Below are 21828 nucleotides of genomic sequence, written 5' to 3'. Positions count from 1 at the left end.
CTATTTTATCTCTACATCCTTATCTAAAAGGTAAGAGTTTAATAATAAGAAAAAGATGGTAATAATAATATCGAATATTATTACAAAAATATTAATACTATAGCTACCACCAGATACACTTATCGATGATTCTAAAGAGCCAGTAATACTTTCTAAACTGAATTGGGGTAAATTAAAGTTAATACTATTTGGAAACCATCTACCAATTATAGTTCTTATTTTATCGCCAAAAACCAGAATAAGAATTACTATCATATAAAGCATCCTTTTAAAAGGATTTTTCTCTGAAGGAAGACCATTTGCAATAGGAAAGGTTGAAGCTAATATAACAACTTCCCATAAACCAAGAATTAGAAGTATTATGGTGTAAATTCCACCTCTTTGTAAATAATTGATAATTAGACTTTTAAATACTGGATTCATATGATTAATTATTATTGTCATGAAGCTTAGATTTAAGATTAAAATATATAAGCTTTCTAACAATCCCATAAGCATCCTACGAATATAAATGTAACGAGGATTAATTGGAATAGAATAATAAAGATAACCTATATCTTCTGATGCCAAACTTTTAATATTAAAAATCCCATTTAAAATAATAGATACCAATAACGTTAAAAAAGAAAACACAAAAGTCTCTTCTGGAGTTAAATTCTTAAAATAAATATATCCCCAAAAAAGACTAATATATATTCCAATGGTTATAATAGAAAGAATCAAATAATATCTCTTTTTTCCTAATATTCCATATTTCAATAAATTTAACATATCCATAACCCTCCTTAAAATGTGTTTCTAAATAATTTATCTATTGACATTTTCTTCTCTTCCCTTAATTTTTCAGTACTACTATCAAGTTTAACCTCTCCATTTGAGATAAATAAAGTTCTATCAGTGATAGACTCTACATCTCCAATAAGATGAGTAGAAATTATCATTAAACTATCTTCTCTGTAGTTCCTTAAAATACCATATAATATCCTCTCACGTGATGCTGGATCTATTCCTCCTAAAGGTTCATCCAAAAGATAGACTTTTACTTTTCTTGAAATAGCAAGACTCAAACATACTTTTTCCTGTTCACCCTTAGAAAGTTCTTTCACCTTACTACTCATATTTAGATTGAAATAATCAATTAAATCATTAAATTTTTTCTCATCAAAATCAGAGAAGAAATCTTTATAAAAATTAAGGGCATCTTTAATCCTCATCCATGAAGGAAGAAAATTATTATCAGGTAAAAAAGAGACCATAGCTTTAGTATTATGGTCTATATCCTTACCATCAACTTTTATTCTTCCAGAAGAAGGTCTTAAAAATCCTCCAATTAACTTTAATAAGGTAGTTTTCCCACTCCCATTAGGTCCAAAAAGCCCTATAATTTCACCTTTTTCTCCAGTCAAGTTTATATTCTTTAAAGTACACTTCTTCCCATAGTATTTATACAAATCTTTAATCTCCAAAATTGCCATTTAATTAACCTCCTCCCAATATTTTTCTAAAAAGAACTTAAGATCTTCCTTAGACAAATTAATTTCTTTCATCTCCTTTATAAAAGCTTTTATCCTTTCACTTGCTAAATTTTCCTTCATCTCCATAAGTTTCTTTTCTTCACTGACCACAAAAGATCCTGTACCTCTAACAGTAACTATTATTCCTTCTCTCTCTAATTCTTGATAAGCTCTCTGAACAGTATTAGGATTTACCTTTAATTCCAATGCCAACTCTCTTACTGAAGGCAATATATCACCTCCTTTTAATTCACCCTTAATTATTTTTTTCTTAATCAGATCCATAATTTGAAGATATATAGGAATACGCTCATCAAAATCAGTCATTTTACACCTCCTTTCAATATGTATTACTGTATTAGTTATATAATACAGTATGACAATAAAATTTGTCAAGGGTATGATAGAATATTCAAGAAATATATAACGAAGAAAGGAGGAATGATTATTTTGAAGAAATCTAATTCTAACCTTTTCCTCTATCCCAAAATAAGATGGATTTATATACCCTTGGGAATAATCATATACATATGCTTAGGAACTGTATATTCATGGAGTGTTTTTAGAAAACCCTTAGAAAATCTTTTAAACATAACAGCAACCCAAAGTGGTATTCCTTATATGCTCTTTTTGTTCTTTTTTTCTCTCTTCATGGTTATTTCAGGAGGATTTATAAACAAATTTAAGCCTAAATATATTATTATCTTTGGTGGTTTATTGGTTGGTTTAGGTTGGATTCTTTCTGGTCTTCTATCTAAAATACACTTTATTTCTATAACATATGGAATAATAGCAGGAAGTGGTGTTGGAATAGTATATGGAGTACCCATTGCTGTAATATCAAGGTGGTTCCCAGACAAAAGAGGATTTTCTATGGGTCTTGTAATATCAGGCTTTGGATTATCTCCTCTTATAACTGCTCCCTTAGCAAGACAGCTAATAAGCTTATATGGACCCTTTAATACTTTTAAAATTTTAGGGACTGCTTTTACCCTTATAATTACCATTATAGGACTATTTTTTAAATTTCCTTCGGAAAACATAGATTTAAAAGGTTCTCAATACACACAAAAGAAAACATTGTCTAAGATAAATCCAAAAGAAATGTTAAAAAGTCCTAAATTTTATGGGCTATGGTTTTGCTATTTAATAGGAACCTTAATAGGATTAATGATTATAGGAATATCAAGTCCTGTGGGAGAAGAATTAGTAAAATTAGATCCAATTGTCACCGCAAGACTCATATCTATCTTTGCTATTTTCAATGCTTTAGGTAGACCACTATTTGGTTGGATAACCGATAAACTACTACCCATGAAATCTGCAATTACCTCCTATATTTTGGTGATAATAGCTACTCTTCTTATGCTATTATCACAGGGCAAAAATCCAATTTTTTATATTATTTCTTTTTCAATATTTTGGTTAATTCTTGGAGCTTGGCTCGCAATAGCTCCAGCCTCTACCATCATTTTATTTGGAGAGAAAAATTATAGTAAAAATTATGGGATTGTATTTACAGCATATGGTTTTGGGGCAATTATTGGTGTTACAATTTCTGGTATGTTAAGAGATATTTTTGGAAGTTATTTATATGTTTTTTATTTATTAATTGCCTTAGGAGTTTTAGGAATTATCATTGCTTCAATATTTTTAAAAGATAAATCAAATTTATCTGGGTAATCAAAAACATGAAGATGAGAGCTTTGCTATTAAAAAGAATATTTAACCTATCAGAATGTAAAGAACCTTTAGTACTTGAAGAATTACCCATCCCTTTTCCAAAGGAAAAAGAACTTTTAATAAAGGTCTATGCTTGTGGAGTATGTAGAACTGACCTTGATATTATTGAAGGAAGAATCCCTCCCACAAAACTTCCCATTATCTTAGGACATCAGATAGTTGGAAGAGTTGTTGAAAAGGGTAAAAAAGCAAAAAGATTTGAGATAGGAGATAGGGTTGGTATTGCATGGATTAACTCCTCATGCGGTAAATGTAAACATTGCCTTTCAGGACAAGAAAATTTATGTGATGAATTTAAAGCTACTGGAAGGGATGTAGATGGAGGATATGCCGAATATACTGTAGTATCAGAAGATTTTGCGTATAAAATTCCAGATAACTATTCAGATGAAGAATCTGCACCCCTACTTTGTGCAGGAGCAGTAGGTTATAGATCTCTAAAACTTGCTAATATAAAAGATGGAGATAATATTGGATTATCTGGCTTTGGAGCTTCAGGTCATTTGGTATTAAAAATGATAAAAGCTTTATATCCTAATTCTAAAATCTTTGTATTCTCAAGAAATGAAAAAGAAAGAAATTTTGCAAAAGAACTCTCAGCATTTTGGATAGGTGATTTTGGAGAAGAAACACCTGAAAAATTGAAGGCAATAATAGATACTACTCCTGCTTGGAGACCTATTGTATTGGTCTTAAAAAATTTAGAAAAAGGAGGTCGACTTGTAATAAATGCCATAAGAAAAGAAGAAAAAGATAAAGAATTTCTTTTAAAACTAAAATATGAAAGAGATTTATGGATGGAAAAAGAAATGAAAACAACAGCAAATGTAACAAGAAGAGATATAGAAGAATTTTTAACTCTTGCTCAAAAACTCAATTTCAAACCAGAGATTCAAGTATATCCATTAGAATCCGCTAATTTGGCTCTTATGGAACTTAAAGAAGGAAAAATAAGAGGAGGAAAAGTATTAAAAATATGATTAAAATAGAAAATTTTACCGAAAGAAAGGAAAATTTTAATTCAAGAGAAGTAAGAAGTTTAGAATTTAACTTTTCTATATTTGAAGAATCCTACTATGATTTTTATATTTCTTATACTCCTAAGGAATATCATCTAAAATGTTATTGTTTCTTAAACAATCTTGCCTTAGGTGAAGTTAATCTTTTCCCAAATAAAAAAAATACCTTAATGGGTAATCTGAAATTAAAAAGAGGAAATTATATTCTTTCCATAGGTCATATTCCAGAAGATTTTAAAATTCATCATATTGAGCTTACTAACAAAGAAAAAAGTAATTTTAAATTTCCTGAATTTAATATTAGAAATAATTTAGCTGATTCTGCCAAGAAACTTTTAGAATTTTTTGAAAAAATATACTCCAAATACATAATTGCAGGCCAACATACAAATACGTCAGCAGGCCCTGAAATTGCATATATTGAATATATTACTGGTAAACTTCCTGCTTTAAGAGGTTTTGATTTTTTAAGTTATTCTTACAAAATAAGAACTGAAAACATGACCCAAGATGCAATAATAGAGATAGAGGGAAATAAAGGCTCTATAGAAAAAGCTATAGAATGGGGAAAAGATTATAACGGAATTGTAACTTTTTGCTGGCATTGGTATGCTCCAACTGGTGGGAAAGACAAAACATTTTATACAATTAACACTAACTTTGATCTAGAAGAAGCCTTAAAACCTGGAACAGAAGAAAATAAAGCATTGATGTTGGATATAGATTTGATAGCTAAGGAACTTTTAAAATTAAAATCAGCTAATATTCCTGTATTATGGAGACCACTACATGAAGCAGATGGAAAATGGTTTTGGTGGGGAGCAAAAGGACCCAAAGCATACAAAGAACTATATTATCTCCTTTTTGACATTTTAACAAATAAATACGGATTAAATAATCTCATTTGGATTTGGAATGCTCCTCATTCAGAATGGAAAATTGATAATGAGTATTATGATATAGCTGGTATAGATAACTATGTTCCTGCTGGAAATTATGGTCCTATGAAATTTTCCTATGATTATCTCTTACATTTAACAGATTATAAAAAGCCTCTTGCTTTAACTGAAAATGGACCTATACCCGATCCTGATTTAGTTTTTGAATACGAGGCTTATTTTTTATGGTTTATGCCATGGTTTGGTTCTTTTATATTCGATCATAACATCAATTCAAAAGAACATTTAATTAAAGTTTATAATCATGAACGTGTTATAACCTTAGATAAACTTCAATGTTATAATAAATTAAATAAAATATAAAAGGGAGGTATAAAATGAGACGCTTACTCATCTTTATTTTTCTCCTTCTTTTAATGATACCTATATTAGGGGCAGAACCACGCTATAAAGATGCTCTTATTCTTAGAGAACCTTCTTCTGCAGATATCAAAACTAAAAATCTTCCTCTTACTATGGAGCTTAATTTTTGGAATATTTCAAGCTATGAAGGAGAAACTTGGATGGCATTTTATGAAAAAGATGATACAGTAGAGTATTATGTAGACATAAAAAATATTGTATTAAAGGATAAAAATTCATGGGTACATGGATACCCAGAAGTCTATTATGGGTATAAACCATGGTCTGTTCGAGGAACATATTGCGAAAAACTTGTTCTTCCACAAAAAGTATCTAAATTCCCTGACATCTATTTTAACTTTAAATACTCTTTATGGCATGAAAGCTATCTACCAATAAATTTTGCCATGGAAACATGGATCACCCGTGAAGAGAAGCAAAAATCAGTTTCTTCTGGAGATATTGAAATGATGGTATGGCTATACGCCCAAAAATTAGGACCAGCTGGTAGAAAGGTTGCAGAAGTAAAGATTCCAATTATATATAATGGAAGGGTTAAAGATATAATTTGGGAGGTCTATGTATCTCCTATGTCATGGGATTATATAGCCTACAAATCAAAGGAGAATTTAAAGGAAGGAGAAGTAAAGATACCTATAAATGATTTTATAAGAAATTTGAGAGATATTATTAAGCAATACTCTAAAAGAATTACTCCAGAACAGTTTGACCAAATGTACGTTACAGATTGGGAAATAGGAACTGAATTTGGAGATCCTTATACTACATCTGCAAGATTTGGATGGACATTTTCAAATTTTGATATAGAAAATAAATAAAAAAGAGGGGAGAATTACCTCTCCCCTCTTTCATACTTATACTTATACATCTTAAAATCAGCCCTACTTATTAATTCATAAGGTGAAGTAATGTCTTCGGAAGAAGTCTCTATACCATAACTTATTTTTATTTTTCCGTTGGTAGAATTATCAATATGCATTTTTATCCTTTCCACCACTTTTAAAGCATCATCATAATCAGCCTTTCTCAAAATTACAAGAAATTCATCTCCACCCCATCTAATAGCAGAATCGCTTTGTCTAATTGAATTTTTAATAATATTAGCAACTTCTTTCAATAAGTAATCACCATATAAATGTCCCAAAGTATCATTAATCTTTTTAAAAGAATCTATATCTACAAATACAACACTAAATTTCTCTTTTTCTCTTACAAAGTCAGAAAAGGCTTCTTCTATTTTTCTTTCTCCATAAGATCTATTAAAAATACCTGTTAAAGGATCATAAATTCCATATTTTTTCTCCCAAAAGATAATAAAATTCTTAAGTATATTTCTCATAATAAAGAAGACTTTTGGAGAAGGTTTTTCTAAGGAATAAAGCTTAATTGTATACGGCATTCTTCTATAAGTAAGTCTTAAATGAGAATCATATAAAAGTCTATTTCCTTTCTCTAAGACTCTATCCCCTATATCTATCCTTACCATAAAATCTTCCAAAAAATCTGTCAAAATTCTATATATAATCTCCATAGCCTCTTCCTCTTCTCTTGCCTCCATCAGTGCTTTTCCCATATAAAGATCAAGAGCTCTTAATTTGGAGTGTTCTTGCATTATCTCCTTATAAGTATCACCCATCTTTTCTTTTATTTTATTTATCACATCTTCAATCCCAAGAAGAATAGCAAGCTCAAAAGCTTCCAATCTTACATATGGAAGAAATCCCATAAAAAATTCTCTCTTAACCATATATTCATCAAGAAGCACGTATGAATATAAAGCATCTAAAAACTCCCATCTTTCTAACATTTCATCAATGTAACCTATAAGATTAAAAAAGCTTTCTTTTAGAATAAATCCCTTTAAAAATTTATGTAAAGGAAAATCAGTAGGATATTCTCTTAATGACTTTGAAAGATCAAATCCTCTCTCAGCAGCAAGTCTCATATAAAAGGTAATTATTTGTTCCTCCTTAGTATTAAGGACTTCTTCTTCAGAAATATCATATTCCTTATTTAGAAAAGTCTTTAATATCTTCACTAATATTTCACTCTCTTTTATATTTTTAATTCCTTCCAGTTTCTGAATTATTCTTTCCAAATCATTTAATTTTCCATAAGAAAGATATGATATTGCTAATCTCCTATAACCTGAATATAAAAAATAATCAAATTTAATATCCTCTAAAAGACTTTCAAGGATATTGATTAAACCTATCATTTCTTCATAATTACAATATTGAATCTTATTCTTTATAAGATTTCCTAAACTTATAACCACTAAATTTGGTGATAGATATTTTGAAAGCTCGTATGCCTTCAAAGAAGCAGAAACAGACGCTCTCGGACCGTTCAAGTAAGCCTTCAAATCCCCTATATTATTCAATAATTTATGCAAAATTACTTTGTCCTTTGTCTTATTTGCAAAAGAAAGGCCAGTCTCAAAAAAGGATAAAGCCTTCTCATATTTATTCTCTCCAATAGTCAAAAGTCCAAGCATGTTATAAAAATTAGCCAAATACTTAGGAGAAGATTTGAGATTTATAACTTGATCAAGATATTTGTTAAAAAGATATAATCCATCCTCAACCTTCTTAGATAAGAAATAATAACTTCCTATTCTTGAAAGAATCTCTGGGGTTTCATAAGATACAGAAATATCCATAAAATTATTCTTAATAATTTCTTCTGCCCCTTCATATTTACCAAGATAAGATAGACATCTAACCTTAGTTGCTAAATCTAATAAATTATTTTTTTCCAAATCATTTATAAGTTCTAAAGCCCGAGAAAATTCTTGGAAATTAATAAGTAGATCAATTAATTCCCTTTTGTAAAGATCCTTATTGGGTATCTCTTTTTGAAGAATCTCCTTTAGAATATTGCTTTTTCTCTGTAGATTATATGTACTTCTATATTCCTTAAGTTTAAATAAAGTCCAACTTCTTATATCATCCTCTGAAAGTAAAGCCAGTCTTCCCCATAAATCAGAGTAATTGTATGAAGAAAGCTTTTTAGCAAATTTCTCTCTTAAAACTTTTTCATCCTTTATATAGCTTCTAATATTATTAAGTACATCTTCTGAAGCAAATCTCCATAAAGGATATTCCCATTTTAGAATTCTGCTTTCAGCAAATTCCTTCATAAATTTAAGAGGGCCATAAATATCCTTAACAGCCTTTATAGTAGTAGAAGAAAATGTTTTACCCACTATGGTGAAAGTGAAAAGGGCATTCTTAGCACTTTCAGAAAGGTTAGAGACTTTTTCATGTATAATCTCATCTAAAGGTTTAAATTGATTCACAAAAATAACTTCTGCATTATTCCAATTACCCTTACTTAAGTTATATAATTTTTCAGCTTCTTTAGGGGTAATATTAAAAGCCTTAGACATTTCATAAACTACAATACCTTCCTTAGTTATAGGTACAACATACTTATCAGGATTAAGCCTAAAACAATTCAAAGCAAAATCCTTCCCCGCAATTAAAAATCTTATATCATACTTTTTCCTTAAATAGGGGATTAGTTCTGAAAAAATTTCATTAAAATGTAAGTATTCTTGCCAATTATCAAAGAACCAGTATTTTATAGTTTTACGTTCAAGAATCACCTTAATAATATCCAAAATTTGAGAGACCTCAGCATCTTTTGTGATTACCTCTTCAGCCTCATAATCTTTCAAAAGAGATAAAAACCTTGGATGTATGTAACGCCTTAAAATAGGTCCAACTATATGACCCTTCTCTTCTAAAAACTTTTTTTTATCAATCAAATCCAGCAATGATAAGAATAATTCACCAATAGGAGTCCTGTGAGATGCATAATGAGTAAAAATAGATTGGGATTTTAATTTATTGTATAAAGACTTTAGTATGTAAGTTCTTCCACTTCCCTGTGGAAAATCTAAATATACTATTTTCTCCCTATCAAGGAGAGCTTCTAAATAAGTAATATTCTGCAAGATTAACCCCATTTATTCATTAATTTTTATATTTGTTAAATTATATCACAAATTTATTAAAGATTTAATTTCTTTTATCAAACATTGAGCCTCATAATTTAATCTTTTATCCCCAAGTTTTTCATCTACACCTTTAAGAGCTTCTTTTGTAAGACCAACCTTCACATCCACATTATTGCTTCCTATCCTATCAAGATCCACATAGCCTAAATCTATACTCATCATTTCACTACTTTCTTCTATTCCAGCATGAATAGGATTTGCTGATACAAGTCCCTCTGGATACTTTACCTTACCCCAATGCCATCCCAAAACCTTCATAACCTTACTACTATATTCATTCTCCAATCTTTCAATTACCTCAATCTGTTCCTTTGCCATATGTCCACTACAAACTACTGCCATTTTAAATCCTGTTCTCTCTAAAAAGAAAAGTACATCACTAAGAAGATAATAAAGAACATCTTTTTTCACAAATACACTTCCAGGAATTTTTTCTTCTACAAACATCTCCATCCCCCACAATTTTTCTCTATCTTTCATCTTTATACCATCAGTACCTATAAATAAAGTAGGAAATAAAACTCCCCCTATTTCATCCCATACCAACTCCAATACTTTTCTTGCCCTAAAAGCATCGGTACCAAAAATCAAATGTTCTCCATGCCACTCAATAGGACTTATAGGTAAGTAAACTATGGGTTTACTACTCAAAACTTCCCTTAGCTGATGGGGAAACATGTTTTCATATCTATATTTCATCATATTTTCAACCCCCTTGAAAATTTTTATCTAAAAATATTTTATCAGGGTCTATTTTTGTCACTTTATTATGGTACTCTCAAAATAAAAATTATAAGATTGTAAATAAAATAGAAATAAATAATAATGTATAAGTATAATTATAGTATAATTATAAAAAAGGGGTAAGATATGAGAATAAAACTAACCTATGAAAGCTTAGATGGAGATATAATATTACCAAAGCATTATAACCATCATATTCAAGCTCTCATATACAGAACCTTTACCCCTGACCTTGCTACCAAGCTTCATAATGTAGGTTTTCAATTAGGAAAAAGAAGATTTAAGCTATTTACCTTTTCTCGGATATTAGAAAAAGGAATTCCCACAAAAGATAATGAAAAATTAATATTCAAAAGAAAAATAACCATATATTTTTCCTCACCCATAGAAGATATAGTAGGAAATTTAGCTGAAAGAAGCTTTAAAGAAAGAGAATTCGAGTTATGCAATAAAAGGATATACATCTCTCAGCTTGAAATAGTAACTACCCCAAAGATAGAAGAAAAAGTAATAATTAAAGCTCTATCCCCTATTACTATATACAGCACTTTATATAAAAAGGATGGTGAAAAAATTGTACATTATTACAAACCAATAGATAAAGAATTCTCGAAACTTATTGAGAAAAATGCAAAGAAAAAATATCAACTTTTCTATAGTAGAGATCCGAATCACATGTCACTTGAAATAAAACCTATAAAATTCTCAGTACAAGAAAACTTAAAGATTATAAAATTCAAAGATACCATTATAGAGGGCTATACAGGTATTTATGAACTTATAGGGAATCCAGAATTAATTTACATTACCTACGAAACTGGCTTAGGAAATAAAAATTCAGCAGGATTTGGAATGTGGGAAATATGGAGAGGAAAGGAGAGTGATGAAGATGCTTGATGCTGTCAAAGAGATAGGAGATATATTACTAAAAAAGGATATCAAAAACCAGATTGAAATCCTTATAGAAGATCCAAACCCTAACCAAAAATATAATAATGTTTTTTGCTTAACTTTTGAAGAAAATGGTGAAATAAAGTATATAGGAATTGAACTTGAAGACTATGAATCAGACAAGATAATAAAATACCTATACAGAAGCGGACCCTCTAACGGACCTAACTTTACACCTTCAACAAAAGTTACAGAGATAGAAAAAACTCTATACATTAAAGTTTTAAATTGGTTCAAAGATGTGTTTTCCCGAAAAAATTTAGAGCTATCCAAAGAGGAAAAAGAGTATTTAGAAAAAATTTATACAGTATTAAAAAATCACGAAAATGAAATAATTGAGGAATTTAAGCAAAAATCAAAAGACATTTCGAAAAAGGAAGGTATGTTTCTAACCTTAAAATTCAAAAAAGAAGGAAAAACAGAATATATAGGAGACAAGGAGGTTTTTATAAAAACCTTAGAAAAATTGGTAAAAATAAAAGAGAGTAAAAAAGGTTCTAATATAGGCCAATGCTCTATATGCTTAGAGGAAAAAGAAGTTACCATAGGAGATGGAATATATACATTCTATACAATAGATAAACCCGGATTTATTTGTGGTGGTTTCAAAGAAAAAGAAGCATGGAAAAACTTTCCATTATGTGAAGATTGTAGAAGAAGCTTAGAAAAAGGAAAAGAATATATTGAAAAAGAGCTTACTTTCAAAATGGCAGGAATTTCTTATCAACTTATTCCTAAATTCCTCTTAGGAAGGGAATTTATAAAAGAAGATGTTTATAATATATTTTTCGATACTCCAAAACTGCTATCTCTAAAGAAAAATACTGCCAAGAGATATCTTGGAGATGAAGAAGATATTTTACAGTATTTATCTGATACCGAAGATTACATTACTTTAAACTTTTTATTTATAGAAAGAAAACAAAGTGCAGAAAAAATCCTTGCCCTTATAGAGGACGTTTTACCCTCTCGACTAAGAAGTATATTTAAAGCAAAAGAAAAAGTAGATAAGTTATTTAACACGGATTTCACTATGAGAAATCTATGGACTTTCTTTTCAAAATCAGATCCTGACAAAAGAGAAACAGACCTTGTAAATTACTTTTTAGAAATTGTAGATCGCATATTCAAAGATAGACCCATAGATAAAAATTTCATATTTCAATTTTTTATGAGGAAAATAAGAACTCAGTATGTTAGAGATGAATACTTCTCCTTTGCAGTAAAAGATGCCCTAATGTCACTTTTGTTTCTACTTTATTTAGATTTAATCCCTATGGAGGTGATAAATATGGAAGAAGAAAGATTATTTGAGCCTATATTTAAAAAATTTTCTCCAACTTTCAATCATCCTATTAAAAAGGGACTTTTCTTGCTCGGCGCCTTAACCCAAATGCTATTAAATGTACAATATTTAGAAAGAGGTAGTGATCCTTTTAGAAAACAACTAAAAAGTTTAAAAATGGAAGAAAAGGACTTTAAAGGGCTTCTTCCAAAAGTAATAAATAAATTACAAGAGTACGATTCCTTTGATATAGGAAAACAAAAATTAGCAGAAGAAGCTTCCTACTATCTACTTCTCGCTGGAGATAACTGGAAACTTTCAAATGATGAGCTTAATTTCTATTTTGCATGTGGTATGAACCTATTAGATGAACTAAAACCATATATTTATCCAGATAAAAAATAAAATAGGAGGTGTTTTAGATGGGTGTGCTAAAAAATAGATCTGAAATTCTTTTTCTCTATGACGTAACAGATGCAAATCCAAATGGTGATCCAATGGATGAAAACAAACCAAGAATAGATGAAGAAACAGGAACAAATATTGTTACAGACGTAAGACTTAAAAGAACAATAAGGGACTATTTATATGAATATAAAGGGTTAGAAGTTTTTGTCAGAGAAATAAGAGATGATAAAGGAGAACTAAAAACTAAAGAAGATAGATTAAAGGAATACAAAGATAATAATGAGATTATTGAAAAATGCATTGATATAAGACTCTTTGGAGCAACCACTGCAGTAGAAGGGAAAACCATGACTTTAACTGGACCAGTACAGTTTAAATTTGGAAGATCTCTTCATAAAGTTGATCTGACTTATATAAAAGGTACAACAGTCATGCCATCAAAATCAGGCAAAACTCAAGGTACATTTACTGAAAAATACATTCTTCCTTATTCTTTAATAGCCTTTTATGGAATAGTAAATGAAAATTTAGCAAAAGTCCAAAATATTCCCCTTACTGAGGAAGATATAGATAATATGTTGGAAGGAATATGGCATGGTACAAAGAATCTGATATCTACTTCAAAATTTGGTCAAGTTCCAAGATTATTAATACAAATTATCTATAAGCCTGACTCATATTTTTACATAGGCGAATTAGATAGAAGAATAAAACTTATATCAGATATAGAGGATGAAAAAATAAGAGATATATCCCAAGTAAAAATAGACATCACAGAACTAATAAAGGTATTAACGGAAAATAATAATAAAATTGAAAAAATCAGATATAAAGTAGACGAAAGAGTGAACTTAGTATTAGACGGTAAAGAAGTATCGTTAAATGAGTCCCTAAAAGATTTCCAAGCAGAAGAACTAACAATTTAGGAGATGATTTTTAATGAAAGTCTTGGTTTTTGATATTTTTGGAGAATTTGCCCATTTTAGAAAATTCTATACCACATCATCTCCCCTTTCCTTTCCTTTTCCTCCACCTCCTACCATATTCGGTATGCTTGGAGCTATTTTAGGAATAGATAGAAAAGAATATTTAGAAACATTTTCCTTTAATAATTGCAAAATAGCATTACAAATTGTAAATCCCATTAAAAAGATAAGATTAGGCTTAAATTTGATAAACACAAAAGGAAACATTTGGATACCAGTCAAAAAGAAAAACCATGATGCAAGAACCCAGGTAAAAACAGAGTTTATTAAAAATCCAAGATATAGAATATATTTTTACCATAAGAATGAAGAATTATTTAATAAACTTGTGGAAAATATTAAAAACCATCGAAGTTATTACACATTCTCCTTAGGCCTTTCAGAACTTTTAGGAGATTTTCAGTTTATTGGAATAAAAAACTTTACAGAGAAAGAAAATAATGAAATTTATGTATCCACAATAATCCCTATATCCCAAATATTAGAAAACAAGATAATTTTTGAGGAAGGAAAAAGCTATTTTAAAGAAAGAATTCCATTAATAATGAATAGTAATAGAATAGTAGAAAGATACGAAGATATCATCTTTGAAAGCCAAGGAAAACCCATCAAAGTTAAAGTAGATAAATTTTTTCAGGGAGACGATGGAACAAATGTCATATTTCTCTAATTTATTTTCCCATCCAAATAAATATTTAGAAGTACATTTGAAAAATACTACAGATCTTGCCATTAACTTTTTAGATGATATACCTGTTGAAAACTTCATATTATCCAAAGAGCAATTACAAAAATTAATTAAAATAAATACTCTATCTCATGATATAGGAAAAGCCACAGAATTTTTCCAAGAATATCTACTTTCTGGAGAGGAAGAGGGAAGTAAAGAAACAAGGCACTCTCTCCTCTCCTCCATCATTGCTTATTACATCACTAAGAAAGTTTTTGAAAAAGAAAATATTTCGGATAATATCAAAATGATACTTCCCATTTTCTCTTATATAAATGTTAAAAGACATCATGGAAATTTTTTAGATATACTTATAGAAATTGATATTTCTGAAGAAGATAAAGAATTGCTCTATAGACAAATTGAAAGTATAGATGAAGAAAAATTTAATATATTGATAAAAAATATAGATGAAGCTTTATTTAGTGAAATCACAAAAGATAAACTTAAAGATATCGTAGAAGCAGTATCAAAAGATATAAAGATTAAAAGAATAAAAATCAAAAATCTTAAACACGAAAATTCTACAGAATACTACTTATTAAATAACCTACTCTTCTCCCTCTTAATAGATGCGGACAAAAGTGAAGTAACTATAGGAAAACCAGAAAGAAACCCATTAGATATCCCATATATGGTAGTAGATTATTATAAAAAAGATTTAAAAACTGATAGAAAATCTATAAATGAGCTTCGAGAAAAAGCATATCAAGAAGTAATAAACAAAAAGATTGATCTTGATCAGAAAATTTATTCTCTAACTCTCCCAACAGGTCTTGGAAAGACCTTCATTTCTTTTGCTTTTGCCTTCAAGCTAAGAGAAGAAATAAGAAAAAAGAAAGGATATATCCCAAGAATTATATACTCATTACCTTTCCTAAGTATTATAGAGCAAAATGCAAGTGTACTCGAAAAAGTCCTAATAAAATATTTTGGGAACATAGATTCTACAATAATATTAAAACATCATCACCTTTCGGAAATCCATTATAAATACAATGATAATGAAATAGAGCCTGACCACGCAAAAATATTAATAGAAGGCTGGAATTCAGAAATAATAATAACCACATTTGTACAACTCTTTCATACATTAATATCAAATAAAAATTCAAATCTAAGAAAATTACACAGAATATTCGGAAGTATTATCATATTAGATGAAGTACAATCTATTCCTATTAAATACTGGTACCTTTTAAGGGAAATATTTAAAGAACTTGTAGAAAAATTTAATACCTATATTATTTTCTCTACAGCAACTCAACCCCTTATATTTAAAAACGACGAAACCTTTAACTTAATAAACGCTGAGCACTACTTTACAAAATTAAATCGTACAATATTAATTCCTCGTATTAATGAATCTCTTTTATTAGAGGAATTCATTGAAAACATTGAACTTAAACCTAATAAATCTTACATGTTTATCTTTAATACAATAAACTCAGCCCAAAAATTTTACAGTCTTTTAAAAGAAAAAACTAAGGAAGATATAGTTTTTCTTTCAAGCCACATAATACCAAAGGATCGTTTAGAAAGAATTGAGAGTATAAAAAAAGGAGAAAAAAGAATAGTGGTTACAACTCAATTAGTAGAAGCAGGCGTTGATATTGATTTAGATATTGTTTATAGAGATATTGCACCCTTGGATTCTATAAACCAATCAGCAGGAAGATGTAATAGAAACTGGCTAAAAGATATAGGAGAGGTATATCTATATTCATTACAAGATGAAAATACAAGAAGATATGCTTCATACATATATGACAAAATTCTTTTGGACGTTACTAACAGTATACTTAAAAAAGATGAAAAAATAGAAGAAATAAAATTTCTTAACTATATACAAAATTATTTTTATGAGATTAATGAAAGAAAGGCCAAAGACATATCTAAAAACTTCTTAGATGCAATATATTCATTAAGATATTCAGGATATACAGAAAATGAAAATGATAAATACATAGGTATTGAGGATTTCAAACTTATTGAAGAAGATCAACCCAAGATTGACGTATTTATAGAATTAAATGAAGAAGCAGAAAATCTATGGAATCAATATATAAAACTTAAAGAAATAAAAGATATTTATGAAAGAAGAATAGAATTCCTAAAAATAAAAAGTAATTTCTATAAATATGTAATATCAATCCCTGCAAGAGCAGAAAACATACCAGTTATTGAATATGGCTTTGGATATATATCTAAGGATAATTTAGAAGATTTCTATGACAAAGAAACAGGATACAAAACTAAAAGTGGTCTTTTACTCTGGTGAAATATGATTACAGGAAGTTTAATTGAGAGTTTCTTAATATGCGAAAGACAAGCATGGCTTATGGCTCATCAAATAACTCCAGACCAAGACCATCCATACTTAGAGCTTGGCAGATTAATTGATGAACAAAGTTTTACAGAAGAAAAGAAAAAGATAAGCTTAGAAAACATGATTATAGATCTTATAAAAACTGAAAATAAAACATTAATTGTAGGAGAGATAAAAAAGAGTTCAAAAGTGCAAGAAGTCGCCAAAATTCAACTCGCTTTTTACCTATATTCCCTTAAAAATAACTATGGCATAAAAGCTGATGGATTACTTATATTTCCCAAAGAAAAAAGAAGAGTTAGAGTAGTATTAGACAAAGAATTGGAAGAGAAAATTGAGGACACTATTAAAAGGATCGAGATTGTCATATATAAGGGAAAACCCCCGTTACCCCAAAAAATTCCTCATTGCAAACTCTGTGCATATAAGGAGTTTTGCTGGTCATGAGTGAAAGTATATATATCTTTACCAGTGGAGAATTAAAAAGGAAGCACAATACTATATACTTCGAAACTTCTGATGGTCAGAAAAAATATTTACCAATAGAAAATGTGAGAGACTTACATATATTTGGTGAAGTAACTTTAAACAAAGAAATTTTAGAATATTTATCTCAAAAAGAAATAATCCTTCATTTTTACAATTACTATGAATATTATGTGGGAAGCTTTTATCCAAGAGAGCATTATAACTCAGGTTATATGATCCTAAAACAGGCAGAATACTATTTGGATTCTGAAAAAAGATTAGAATTAGCAAAATGTTTTGTAAAAGGAGCTATTGATAATATAAAAAAGGTTTTAAACTATTATACAAATAGAGGTAAGGATTTATTAAAATCTAAAATACAATCCATTGAAGATTTGGCTGAAGGTATTGAAGGTTGTAAAAAAGTAGATGAAATCATGGGAATAGAAGGTAACATAAGAGATATTTATTATTCTTGTTTCAATGATATTACAGAAAATAAGGATTTCTTCATTGAGGAAAGGACCAAAAGACCACCTTCTAATTATATGAACGCCCTTATAAGTTTTGGTAATTCCCTACTCTATACAGCAATTCTCTCTGAAATATATAAGACTCATTTAGATCCAAGAATAGGATATCTACATACTACAAACTTCAGAAGATTTTCCCTTAATTTAGATATAGCAGAGATATTTAAACCAATAATTGTGGATAGAATTATCTTTTCTATGGTAAATAAAAAAGAGATAACACCTAAAGATTTTGAGGAAAAATTGGAAGGTGTATACCTTAAAGAAAAAGGCATGAAACTCTTTGTGCAAAACTTTGAAGAAAAAATGAAAACTACTATTCAATATAAAGATTTAGGAAAAATCTCTTACAGAAGATTAATAAGATTAGAACTCTATAAACTTGAGAAACATTTATTAGGAGAAGAAAAATATTCTCCTTACATATCTCCTTGGTAAATGTATATAATAATGGTTTATGATGTAAATCAGAAAAGAGTTAATAAAGTACTAAATACAGCAAGAAAGTATTTAGAATGGATACAAAATTCTGTTCTTGAAGGAGAAATCACAGAAGCAAAATTTGAAAGACTAAAAAGAGAAATAGAATTAATAATAGATGAGGAAGAAGATTCTGTTATTTTCTACATTATGAGAACCACAAAATATTCGGAAAGACAGATAATAGGAATAGAGAAAAATAAAAGAGAGCAGATACTATAAAAGACTTTTATATATATCTAGCACTTTTCTTTTTAAAACTGGATGTATAAAGTCTGGCTCAAGCTCAGAGATAGGTCCCATAACAAAGATCCTATTATGGGCATCAGGATGAGGTATTATTAATTCTTCCGTTTCAATTATTAAATCATCATAAAATATAATATCCAAATCAATATTTCTCGGACCCCATTTAAAAATCCTTTTTCTTCCCATCTCTTCTTCAATTTTTAGTAGAACTTTTAATAAGGAAAATGGATCAAGATCTGTCTCTACCAAACAAACAGCATTTAAAAAACTGTCCTGATCTTTATATCCATAAGGTTCTGTTTCTATTATAGAAGACATTTTTAAAATATTAATTCCTATTTCTTTAATCTTTTCTATAGCTATTTCTATATTTTTTCTTTTATCACCTAAATTACTCCCTAATGCTATGAAGACCTTATGCATTTTATAGCCTCTATAACATCAATTACTCTCTTATTTTCCTTTACATCGTGAACTCTAACAATATCAACATCCTTAAGTGCACAAAGAGCTGTAACTCCAAGAGTACCCTCTAATCTTTCCTCAGGAGGAATATCTCCTAAAGCTTTTCCTATAAAACTTTTTCTTGAAGCTCCTATTAAAATAGGTTTTTTCAAACTTTTAAATTCAGTTATTCTGGCTAATATTTCTAAATTATCCTCATATCTCTTTCCAAAGCCTATACCCGGATCAATAATTACCTTATCCAAATCAACCCTATATCCCTCTGCATAATTTAATCTTTCTAAGAAAAACTCATATATTTCTTTAATTACATCATCATAATATGGATTTATTTGCATATCCTTAGGTGTACCTTTCATGTGCATTAAAACATAAGGAATTTTATATTCAGAAATAACTTTGACAAGATTATCGTCAAATCTAAACCCACTGATATCATTTATCATATCTGCTCCTAATTCTATTGCCTTTTTAGCTACGCTGGCTCTATAAGTATCCACTGAAATAAAAATATTTGAAAAATTTTCCCTAATTATCTTTACAGCAGGAATAACCCTATTAATTTCTTCCTCTTCATCTACAGGATCAGATCCAGGTCTTGTTGATTGCCCCCCTATATCAATAATATCTACCTTGTTTTCTATCATATATTTAGCAGTATTTAAAATCTCTTCTAAATTTATCTTACGAGAATTGGCATAAAAAGAATCTGGGGTCACATTTATTATTCCCATTATTAAAGTTCTATCAAAAATTATTTTTCTCTTCCAAGGAGATTCAATATAAGATACTTTATCCTTCTCAAAAAAGTTCTTTAAAAGATTATAAACCTTAGAAATATCAAAATAATTGATATTTTCCAATTTTTTAATAAGAATATCATAATGTTTTTTTGTCCCAAGAAGAATTACATCATTTTTATTTATTCCACAATTAATAACATTTTTATGAACTACAACATCTCCTCCAATAGAAAGCATCTCCTGCTTCAAAATATTGGCAGTAGGAGAAGTAATGTCAAAAATCTTTAATGGAATAATTCTACTTTTTCTTAGAAAAATTGAAAAAGAATCAAAATGAGCTCCTACTTTTTCCATCTCTTTAATTAAAAAATCAAGTGTTAACTCCATTATCATTCTTTAGCCACCCCTTCTCTACACATGCAAAAGCTTCATGATTATGAATACTTTCAAAACTTATTACTTCCACCCTATACCACTCTATTCTTTTATCCTTATCCAAAATAAAAACTATATCTCTTACTACATCTTCTACAAATTTTGGATTATCATATGCCATTTCTGTAATATATTTTTCATCTGGACGTTTTAAAAGAGAATAAATCGGGGCACTTGCAGAACTCTCTGCTATTTCAACTAAATCCTCAAACCAAATAAGTTTTTTCGACTTAACTTCTATATTTGCTATAGCTCTTTGATTATGAGCTCCAAATTCGCTTATCTCCTTAGAACAGGGACAAAGAGTATGAATAGGAACTTTTACCCCTACAATCATTTCCAAATCTTTAAATAGTTCAGCCTCAATTATACATTCTATTTTATTAGGAGACTCCATTTGCGAAATTGGAGCTTTTTTCCATATAAAATAAGGGAAAGTAAGTTTTATATGGCTACTTTCTGCTTTTAACTTTGTCTTAACCTTCTGCAAAATTCTTTCTAAATTTTCAGGTCTAATTACATCAATTTCATTCAACACTTCTACAAACCTACTCATATGTGTACCTCTTAAATCGTGTCTAAGATCCACAGAAAGATCTATTTTTGCTATCGTATATTGGTGTCCTCTCCTTTGATCAAAAACCTTTATAGGATAATAAAAATTCTTAATCCCTACTTTTTTCAGGGATATACCTCTCTCATCTTTTTCATTTTGTACATCTTTTAAATTATCCACCTCTATATATCACTCCACTATCTGATGTTTCCCATATTTGTACTTCATAAAGAGAAAAATTTTTACTTCTTAATATGCCTTCTAATTTATTCCAAACCCATATAGCTATATTCTCAGCTGTAGGTTGTGAGATTATATCATTTATATAACTATGATCCAGTACATCAATAATTTCCTTTTTCACGATATCCTTTAATTCTACAAAGTCCATAATCATACCTTCCTCATCAGGCTTACCTTCCAAAACTATTACTAATTCATAAGTATGTCCATGTAATCTCTCACACTTTCCTTTATAGCTTACTAAATTATGAGCCGCATCAAATTTAAATTTTTTAATTAGAAACATTTTTTTTACCTTACTCCTTACTTGATTTATATAAACCTCTTAATAAATCTCTATAGATTATACCATTTAAGTCAAAAATTTATAACTTCTCTATATCATCGTAAGTCTAAATTTTTGTTACATAAAAATCTCAATCAAATTAGGCTTATTCATATTTTTTTGAGATTGACAGAAAATGTAATAATTAAGGATAACCTTCTTTTATTGCACAACTTGATTCTTATTAATTTCTTAATGATTTTTTATCTCAAATATTTTCCAAAATAGTTCTTTACTTCATTAGAAAATATTTTAGCTTATTCTTAAAAACTATTT

Annotated in this window: 21 protein-coding genes; 12 read left to right on the top strand and 9 right to left on the bottom strand. The window is 28.9% G+C overall.

Annotated elements, in window-relative coordinates; translation table 11 throughout:
• The 3 genes from ACY3JJ_RS03395 to ACY3JJ_RS03385 are packed head-to-tail and all read right to left on the bottom strand — an operon-like array spanning position 1 to position 1841.
• The gene (locus tag ACY3JJ_RS03395) at positions 1-771 is read right to left on the bottom strand and encodes a hypothetical protein (protein WP_463092386.1); all 771 of its coding nucleotides are present in this window, start codon (positions 769-771) and stop codon (positions 1-3) included.
• Between the two features lie 14 nt (positions 772-785).
• Positions 786-1475 (bottom strand): ABC transporter ATP-binding protein, encoded by a 690-nt coding sequence (locus tag ACY3JJ_RS03390; RefSeq protein WP_463092385.1) that lies wholly within the window; start codon positions 1473-1475, stop codon positions 786-788.
• On the bottom strand, positions 1476-1841 hold the full coding sequence (locus tag ACY3JJ_RS03385; RefSeq protein ID WP_463092384.1) for a GntR family transcriptional regulator: 366 nt from the start codon (positions 1839-1841) through the stop codon (positions 1476-1478).
• Positions 1842-1955: 114 nt separating this feature from the next.
• On the opposite strand from ACY3JJ_RS03385, the gene ACY3JJ_RS03380 reads away from it, so the two are divergent.
• From ACY3JJ_RS03380 to ACY3JJ_RS03365, 4 genes are read left to right on the top strand one after another with little or no spacing between them, the layout of a single operon-like run.
• The gene (locus ACY3JJ_RS03380; RefSeq protein WP_463092383.1) at positions 1956-3197 is read left to right on the top strand and encodes an L-lactate MFS transporter; all 1242 of its coding nucleotides are present in this window, start codon (positions 1956-1958) and stop codon (positions 3195-3197) included.
• 14 nt (positions 3198-3211) lie between these two features.
• Positions 3212-4237 (top strand): zinc-dependent alcohol dehydrogenase family protein, encoded by a 1026-nt coding sequence (locus tag ACY3JJ_RS03375; protein ID WP_463092577.1) that lies wholly within the window; start codon positions 3212-3214, stop codon positions 4235-4237.
• Entirely contained in the window at positions 4234-5538 is a 1305-nt protein-coding gene (locus tag ACY3JJ_RS03370; RefSeq protein ID WP_463092382.1) for a glycosyl hydrolase, read from the top strand. Before ACY3JJ_RS03375 ends, ACY3JJ_RS03370 begins: the two co-directional genes overlap by 4 nt.
• Before the next feature lie 14 nt (positions 5539-5552).
• Positions 5553-6416: a GH12 family glycosyl hydrolase domain-containing protein gene (locus tag ACY3JJ_RS03365; protein ID WP_463092381.1), complete on the top strand. Its 864-nt coding sequence runs from the start codon at positions 5553-5555 to the stop codon at positions 6414-6416.
• Between the two features lie 14 nt (positions 6417-6430).
• On the opposite strand, the gene ACY3JJ_RS03360 is transcribed toward ACY3JJ_RS03365, so the two are convergent.
• Together ACY3JJ_RS03360 and ACY3JJ_RS03355 are read right to left on the bottom strand one after the other, a co-directional pair.
• Positions 6431-9571: a diguanylate cyclase gene (locus ACY3JJ_RS03360; protein ID WP_463092380.1), complete on the bottom strand. Its 3141-nt coding sequence runs from the start codon at positions 9569-9571 to the stop codon at positions 6431-6433.
• Between the two features lie 33 nt (positions 9572-9604).
• On the bottom strand, positions 9605-10324 hold the full coding sequence (locus tag ACY3JJ_RS03355; RefSeq protein WP_463092379.1) for a creatininase family protein: 720 nt from the start codon (positions 10322-10324) through the stop codon (positions 9605-9607).
• A 168-nt stretch (positions 10325-10492) separates the two neighbouring features.
• Between ACY3JJ_RS03355 and cas6 the strand changes: the two genes are divergently transcribed.
• Genes cas6 through cas2 form a run of 8 tightly spaced genes read left to right on the top strand, consistent with a single transcriptional unit; the run spans position 10493 to position 18758 of the window.
• Positions 10493-11263, top strand: a complete 771-nt coding sequence (cas6, locus tag ACY3JJ_RS03350) for a CRISPR-associated endoribonuclease Cas6 (RefSeq protein ID WP_463092378.1) — start codon at positions 10493-10495, stop codon at positions 11261-11263.
• Positions 11250-13007, top strand: a complete 1758-nt coding sequence (locus tag ACY3JJ_RS03345; protein WP_463092576.1) for a TIGR02556 family CRISPR-associated protein — start codon at positions 11250-11252, stop codon at positions 13005-13007. Before cas6 ends, ACY3JJ_RS03345 begins: the two co-directional genes overlap by 14 nt.
• Positions 13008-13024: 17 nt before the next feature.
• On the top strand, positions 13025-13936 hold the full coding sequence (cas7b, locus tag ACY3JJ_RS03340) for a type I-B CRISPR-associated protein Cas7/Csh2 (protein ID WP_463092377.1): 912 nt from the start codon (positions 13025-13027) through the stop codon (positions 13934-13936).
• Between the two features lie 13 nt (positions 13937-13949).
• Complete coding sequence (cas5b, locus tag ACY3JJ_RS03335; protein ID WP_463092376.1) at positions 13950-14666, top strand: type I-B CRISPR-associated protein Cas5b; 717 nt, start codon at positions 13950-13952, stop codon at positions 14664-14666.
• The gene (cas3, locus tag ACY3JJ_RS03330; RefSeq protein ID WP_463092375.1) at positions 14650-17007 is read left to right on the top strand and encodes a CRISPR-associated helicase Cas3'; all 2358 of its coding nucleotides are present in this window, start codon (positions 14650-14652) and stop codon (positions 17005-17007) included. Before cas5b ends, cas3 begins: the two co-directional genes overlap by 17 nt.
• Before the next feature lie 3 nt (positions 17008-17010).
• Positions 17011-17502 carry a CRISPR-associated protein Cas4 gene (gene cas4, locus ACY3JJ_RS03325; protein WP_463092374.1) on the top strand — a complete coding sequence of 164 codons (492 nt, stop codon included), beginning with the start codon at positions 17011-17013 and terminating at the stop codon, positions 17500-17502.
• Positions 17499-18494 (top strand): type I-B CRISPR-associated endonuclease Cas1b, encoded by a 996-nt coding sequence (gene cas1b / locus ACY3JJ_RS03320; protein ID WP_463092373.1) that lies wholly within the window; start codon positions 17499-17501, stop codon positions 18492-18494. Before cas4 ends, cas1b begins: the two co-directional genes overlap by 4 nt.
• Positions 18495-18758, top strand: a complete 264-nt coding sequence (gene cas2, locus ACY3JJ_RS03315) for a CRISPR-associated endonuclease Cas2 (RefSeq protein ID WP_463092372.1) — start codon at positions 18495-18497, stop codon at positions 18756-18758.
• Here the strand turns inward: cas2 and folK are convergent.
• From folK to queD, 4 genes are read right to left on the bottom strand one after another with little or no spacing between them, the layout of a single operon-like run.
• On the bottom strand, positions 18753-19208 hold the full coding sequence (folK, locus tag ACY3JJ_RS03310) for a 2-amino-4-hydroxy-6-hydroxymethyldihydropteridine diphosphokinase (protein WP_463092371.1): 456 nt from the start codon (positions 19206-19208) through the stop codon (positions 18753-18755). The two genes, cas2 and folK, sit on opposite strands and share 6 nt — an antisense overlap.
• The gene (gene folP, locus ACY3JJ_RS03305) at positions 19190-20380 is read right to left on the bottom strand and encodes a dihydropteroate synthase (RefSeq protein ID WP_463092370.1); all 1191 of its coding nucleotides are present in this window, start codon (positions 20378-20380) and stop codon (positions 19190-19192) included. The genes folK and folP overlap by 19 nt, the downstream gene beginning before the upstream one ends.
• Positions 20364-21164 (bottom strand): GTP cyclohydrolase FolE2, encoded by an 801-nt coding sequence (gene folE2 / locus ACY3JJ_RS03300; protein WP_463092369.1) that lies wholly within the window; start codon positions 21162-21164, stop codon positions 20364-20366. The genes folP and folE2 overlap by 17 nt, the downstream gene beginning before the upstream one ends.
• Positions 21157-21513: a 6-carboxytetrahydropterin synthase QueD gene (gene queD, locus ACY3JJ_RS03295; RefSeq protein WP_463092368.1), complete on the bottom strand. Its 357-nt coding sequence runs from the start codon at positions 21511-21513 to the stop codon at positions 21157-21159. Before queD ends, folE2 begins: the two co-directional genes overlap by 8 nt.
• Between the last annotated feature and the right edge of the window lie 315 nt (positions 21514-21828).

It is taken from the genome of Dictyoglomus sp. DH (assembly GCF_055181375.1).
Note: the sequence above shows the minus strand (reverse complement) of the source record. Positions and strands in the feature narration are given on the sequence as shown.

Excerpts from the sequence above, each read along its gene's own strand:
- folP (WP_463092370.1), bottom strand. The coding sequence starts at position 20,380 with ATGGAGTTAACACTTGATTTTTTAATTAAAGAGATGGAAAAAGTAGGA.
- folK (WP_463092371.1), bottom strand. The coding sequence starts at position 19,208 with ATGCATAAGGTCTTCATAGCATTAGGGAGTAATTTAGGTGATAAAAGA.
- cas6 (WP_463092378.1), top strand. The coding sequence starts at position 10,493 with ATGAGAATAAAACTAACCTATGAAAGCTTAGATGGAGATATAATATTA.
- ACY3JJ_RS03360 (WP_463092380.1), bottom strand. The coding sequence starts at position 9,571 with ATGGGGTTAATCTTGCAGAATATTACTTATTTAGAAGCTCTCCTTGAT.
- ACY3JJ_RS03395 (WP_463092386.1), bottom strand. The coding sequence starts at position 771 with ATGTTAAATTTATTGAAATATGGAATATTAGGAAAAAAGAGATATTAT.
- ACY3JJ_RS03355 (WP_463092379.1), bottom strand. The coding sequence starts at position 10,324 with ATGATGAAATATAGATATGAAAACATGTTTCCCCATCAGCTAAGGGAA.
- ACY3JJ_RS03390 (WP_463092385.1), bottom strand. The coding sequence starts at position 1,475 with ATGGCAATTTTGGAGATTAAAGATTTGTATAAATACTATGGGAAGAAG.
- ACY3JJ_RS03380 (WP_463092383.1), top strand. The coding sequence starts at position 1,956 with ATGATTATTTTGAAGAAATCTAATTCTAACCTTTTCCTCTATCCCAAA.
- cas4 (WP_463092374.1), top strand. The coding sequence starts at position 17,011 with ATGATTACAGGAAGTTTAATTGAGAGTTTCTTAATATGCGAAAGACAA.
- ACY3JJ_RS03375 (WP_463092577.1), top strand. The coding sequence starts at position 3,212 with ATGAGAGCTTTGCTATTAAAAAGAATATTTAACCTATCAGAATGTAAA.
- queD (WP_463092368.1), bottom strand. The coding sequence starts at position 21,513 with ATGTTTCTAATTAAAAAATTTAAATTTGATGCGGCTCATAATTTAGTA.
- ACY3JJ_RS03385 (WP_463092384.1), bottom strand. The coding sequence starts at position 1,841 with ATGACTGATTTTGATGAGCGTATTCCTATATATCTTCAAATTATGGAT.
- ACY3JJ_RS03365 (WP_463092381.1), top strand. The coding sequence starts at position 5,553 with ATGAGACGCTTACTCATCTTTATTTTTCTCCTTCTTTTAATGATACCT.
- cas7b (WP_463092377.1), top strand. The coding sequence starts at position 13,025 with ATGGGTGTGCTAAAAAATAGATCTGAAATTCTTTTTCTCTATGACGTA.
- ACY3JJ_RS03345 (WP_463092576.1), top strand. The coding sequence starts at position 11,250 with ATGAAGATGCTTGATGCTGTCAAAGAGATAGGAGATATATTACTAAAA.
- cas2 (WP_463092372.1), top strand. The coding sequence starts at position 18,495 with ATGTATATAATAATGGTTTATGATGTAAATCAGAAAAGAGTTAATAAA.
- cas1b (WP_463092373.1), top strand. The coding sequence starts at position 17,499 with ATGAGTGAAAGTATATATATCTTTACCAGTGGAGAATTAAAAAGGAAG.
- ACY3JJ_RS03370 (WP_463092382.1), top strand. The coding sequence starts at position 4,234 with ATGATTAAAATAGAAAATTTTACCGAAAGAAAGGAAAATTTTAATTCA.
- cas3 (WP_463092375.1), top strand. The coding sequence starts at position 14,650 with ATGTCATATTTCTCTAATTTATTTTCCCATCCAAATAAATATTTAGAA.
- cas5b (WP_463092376.1), top strand. The coding sequence starts at position 13,950 with ATGAAAGTCTTGGTTTTTGATATTTTTGGAGAATTTGCCCATTTTAGA.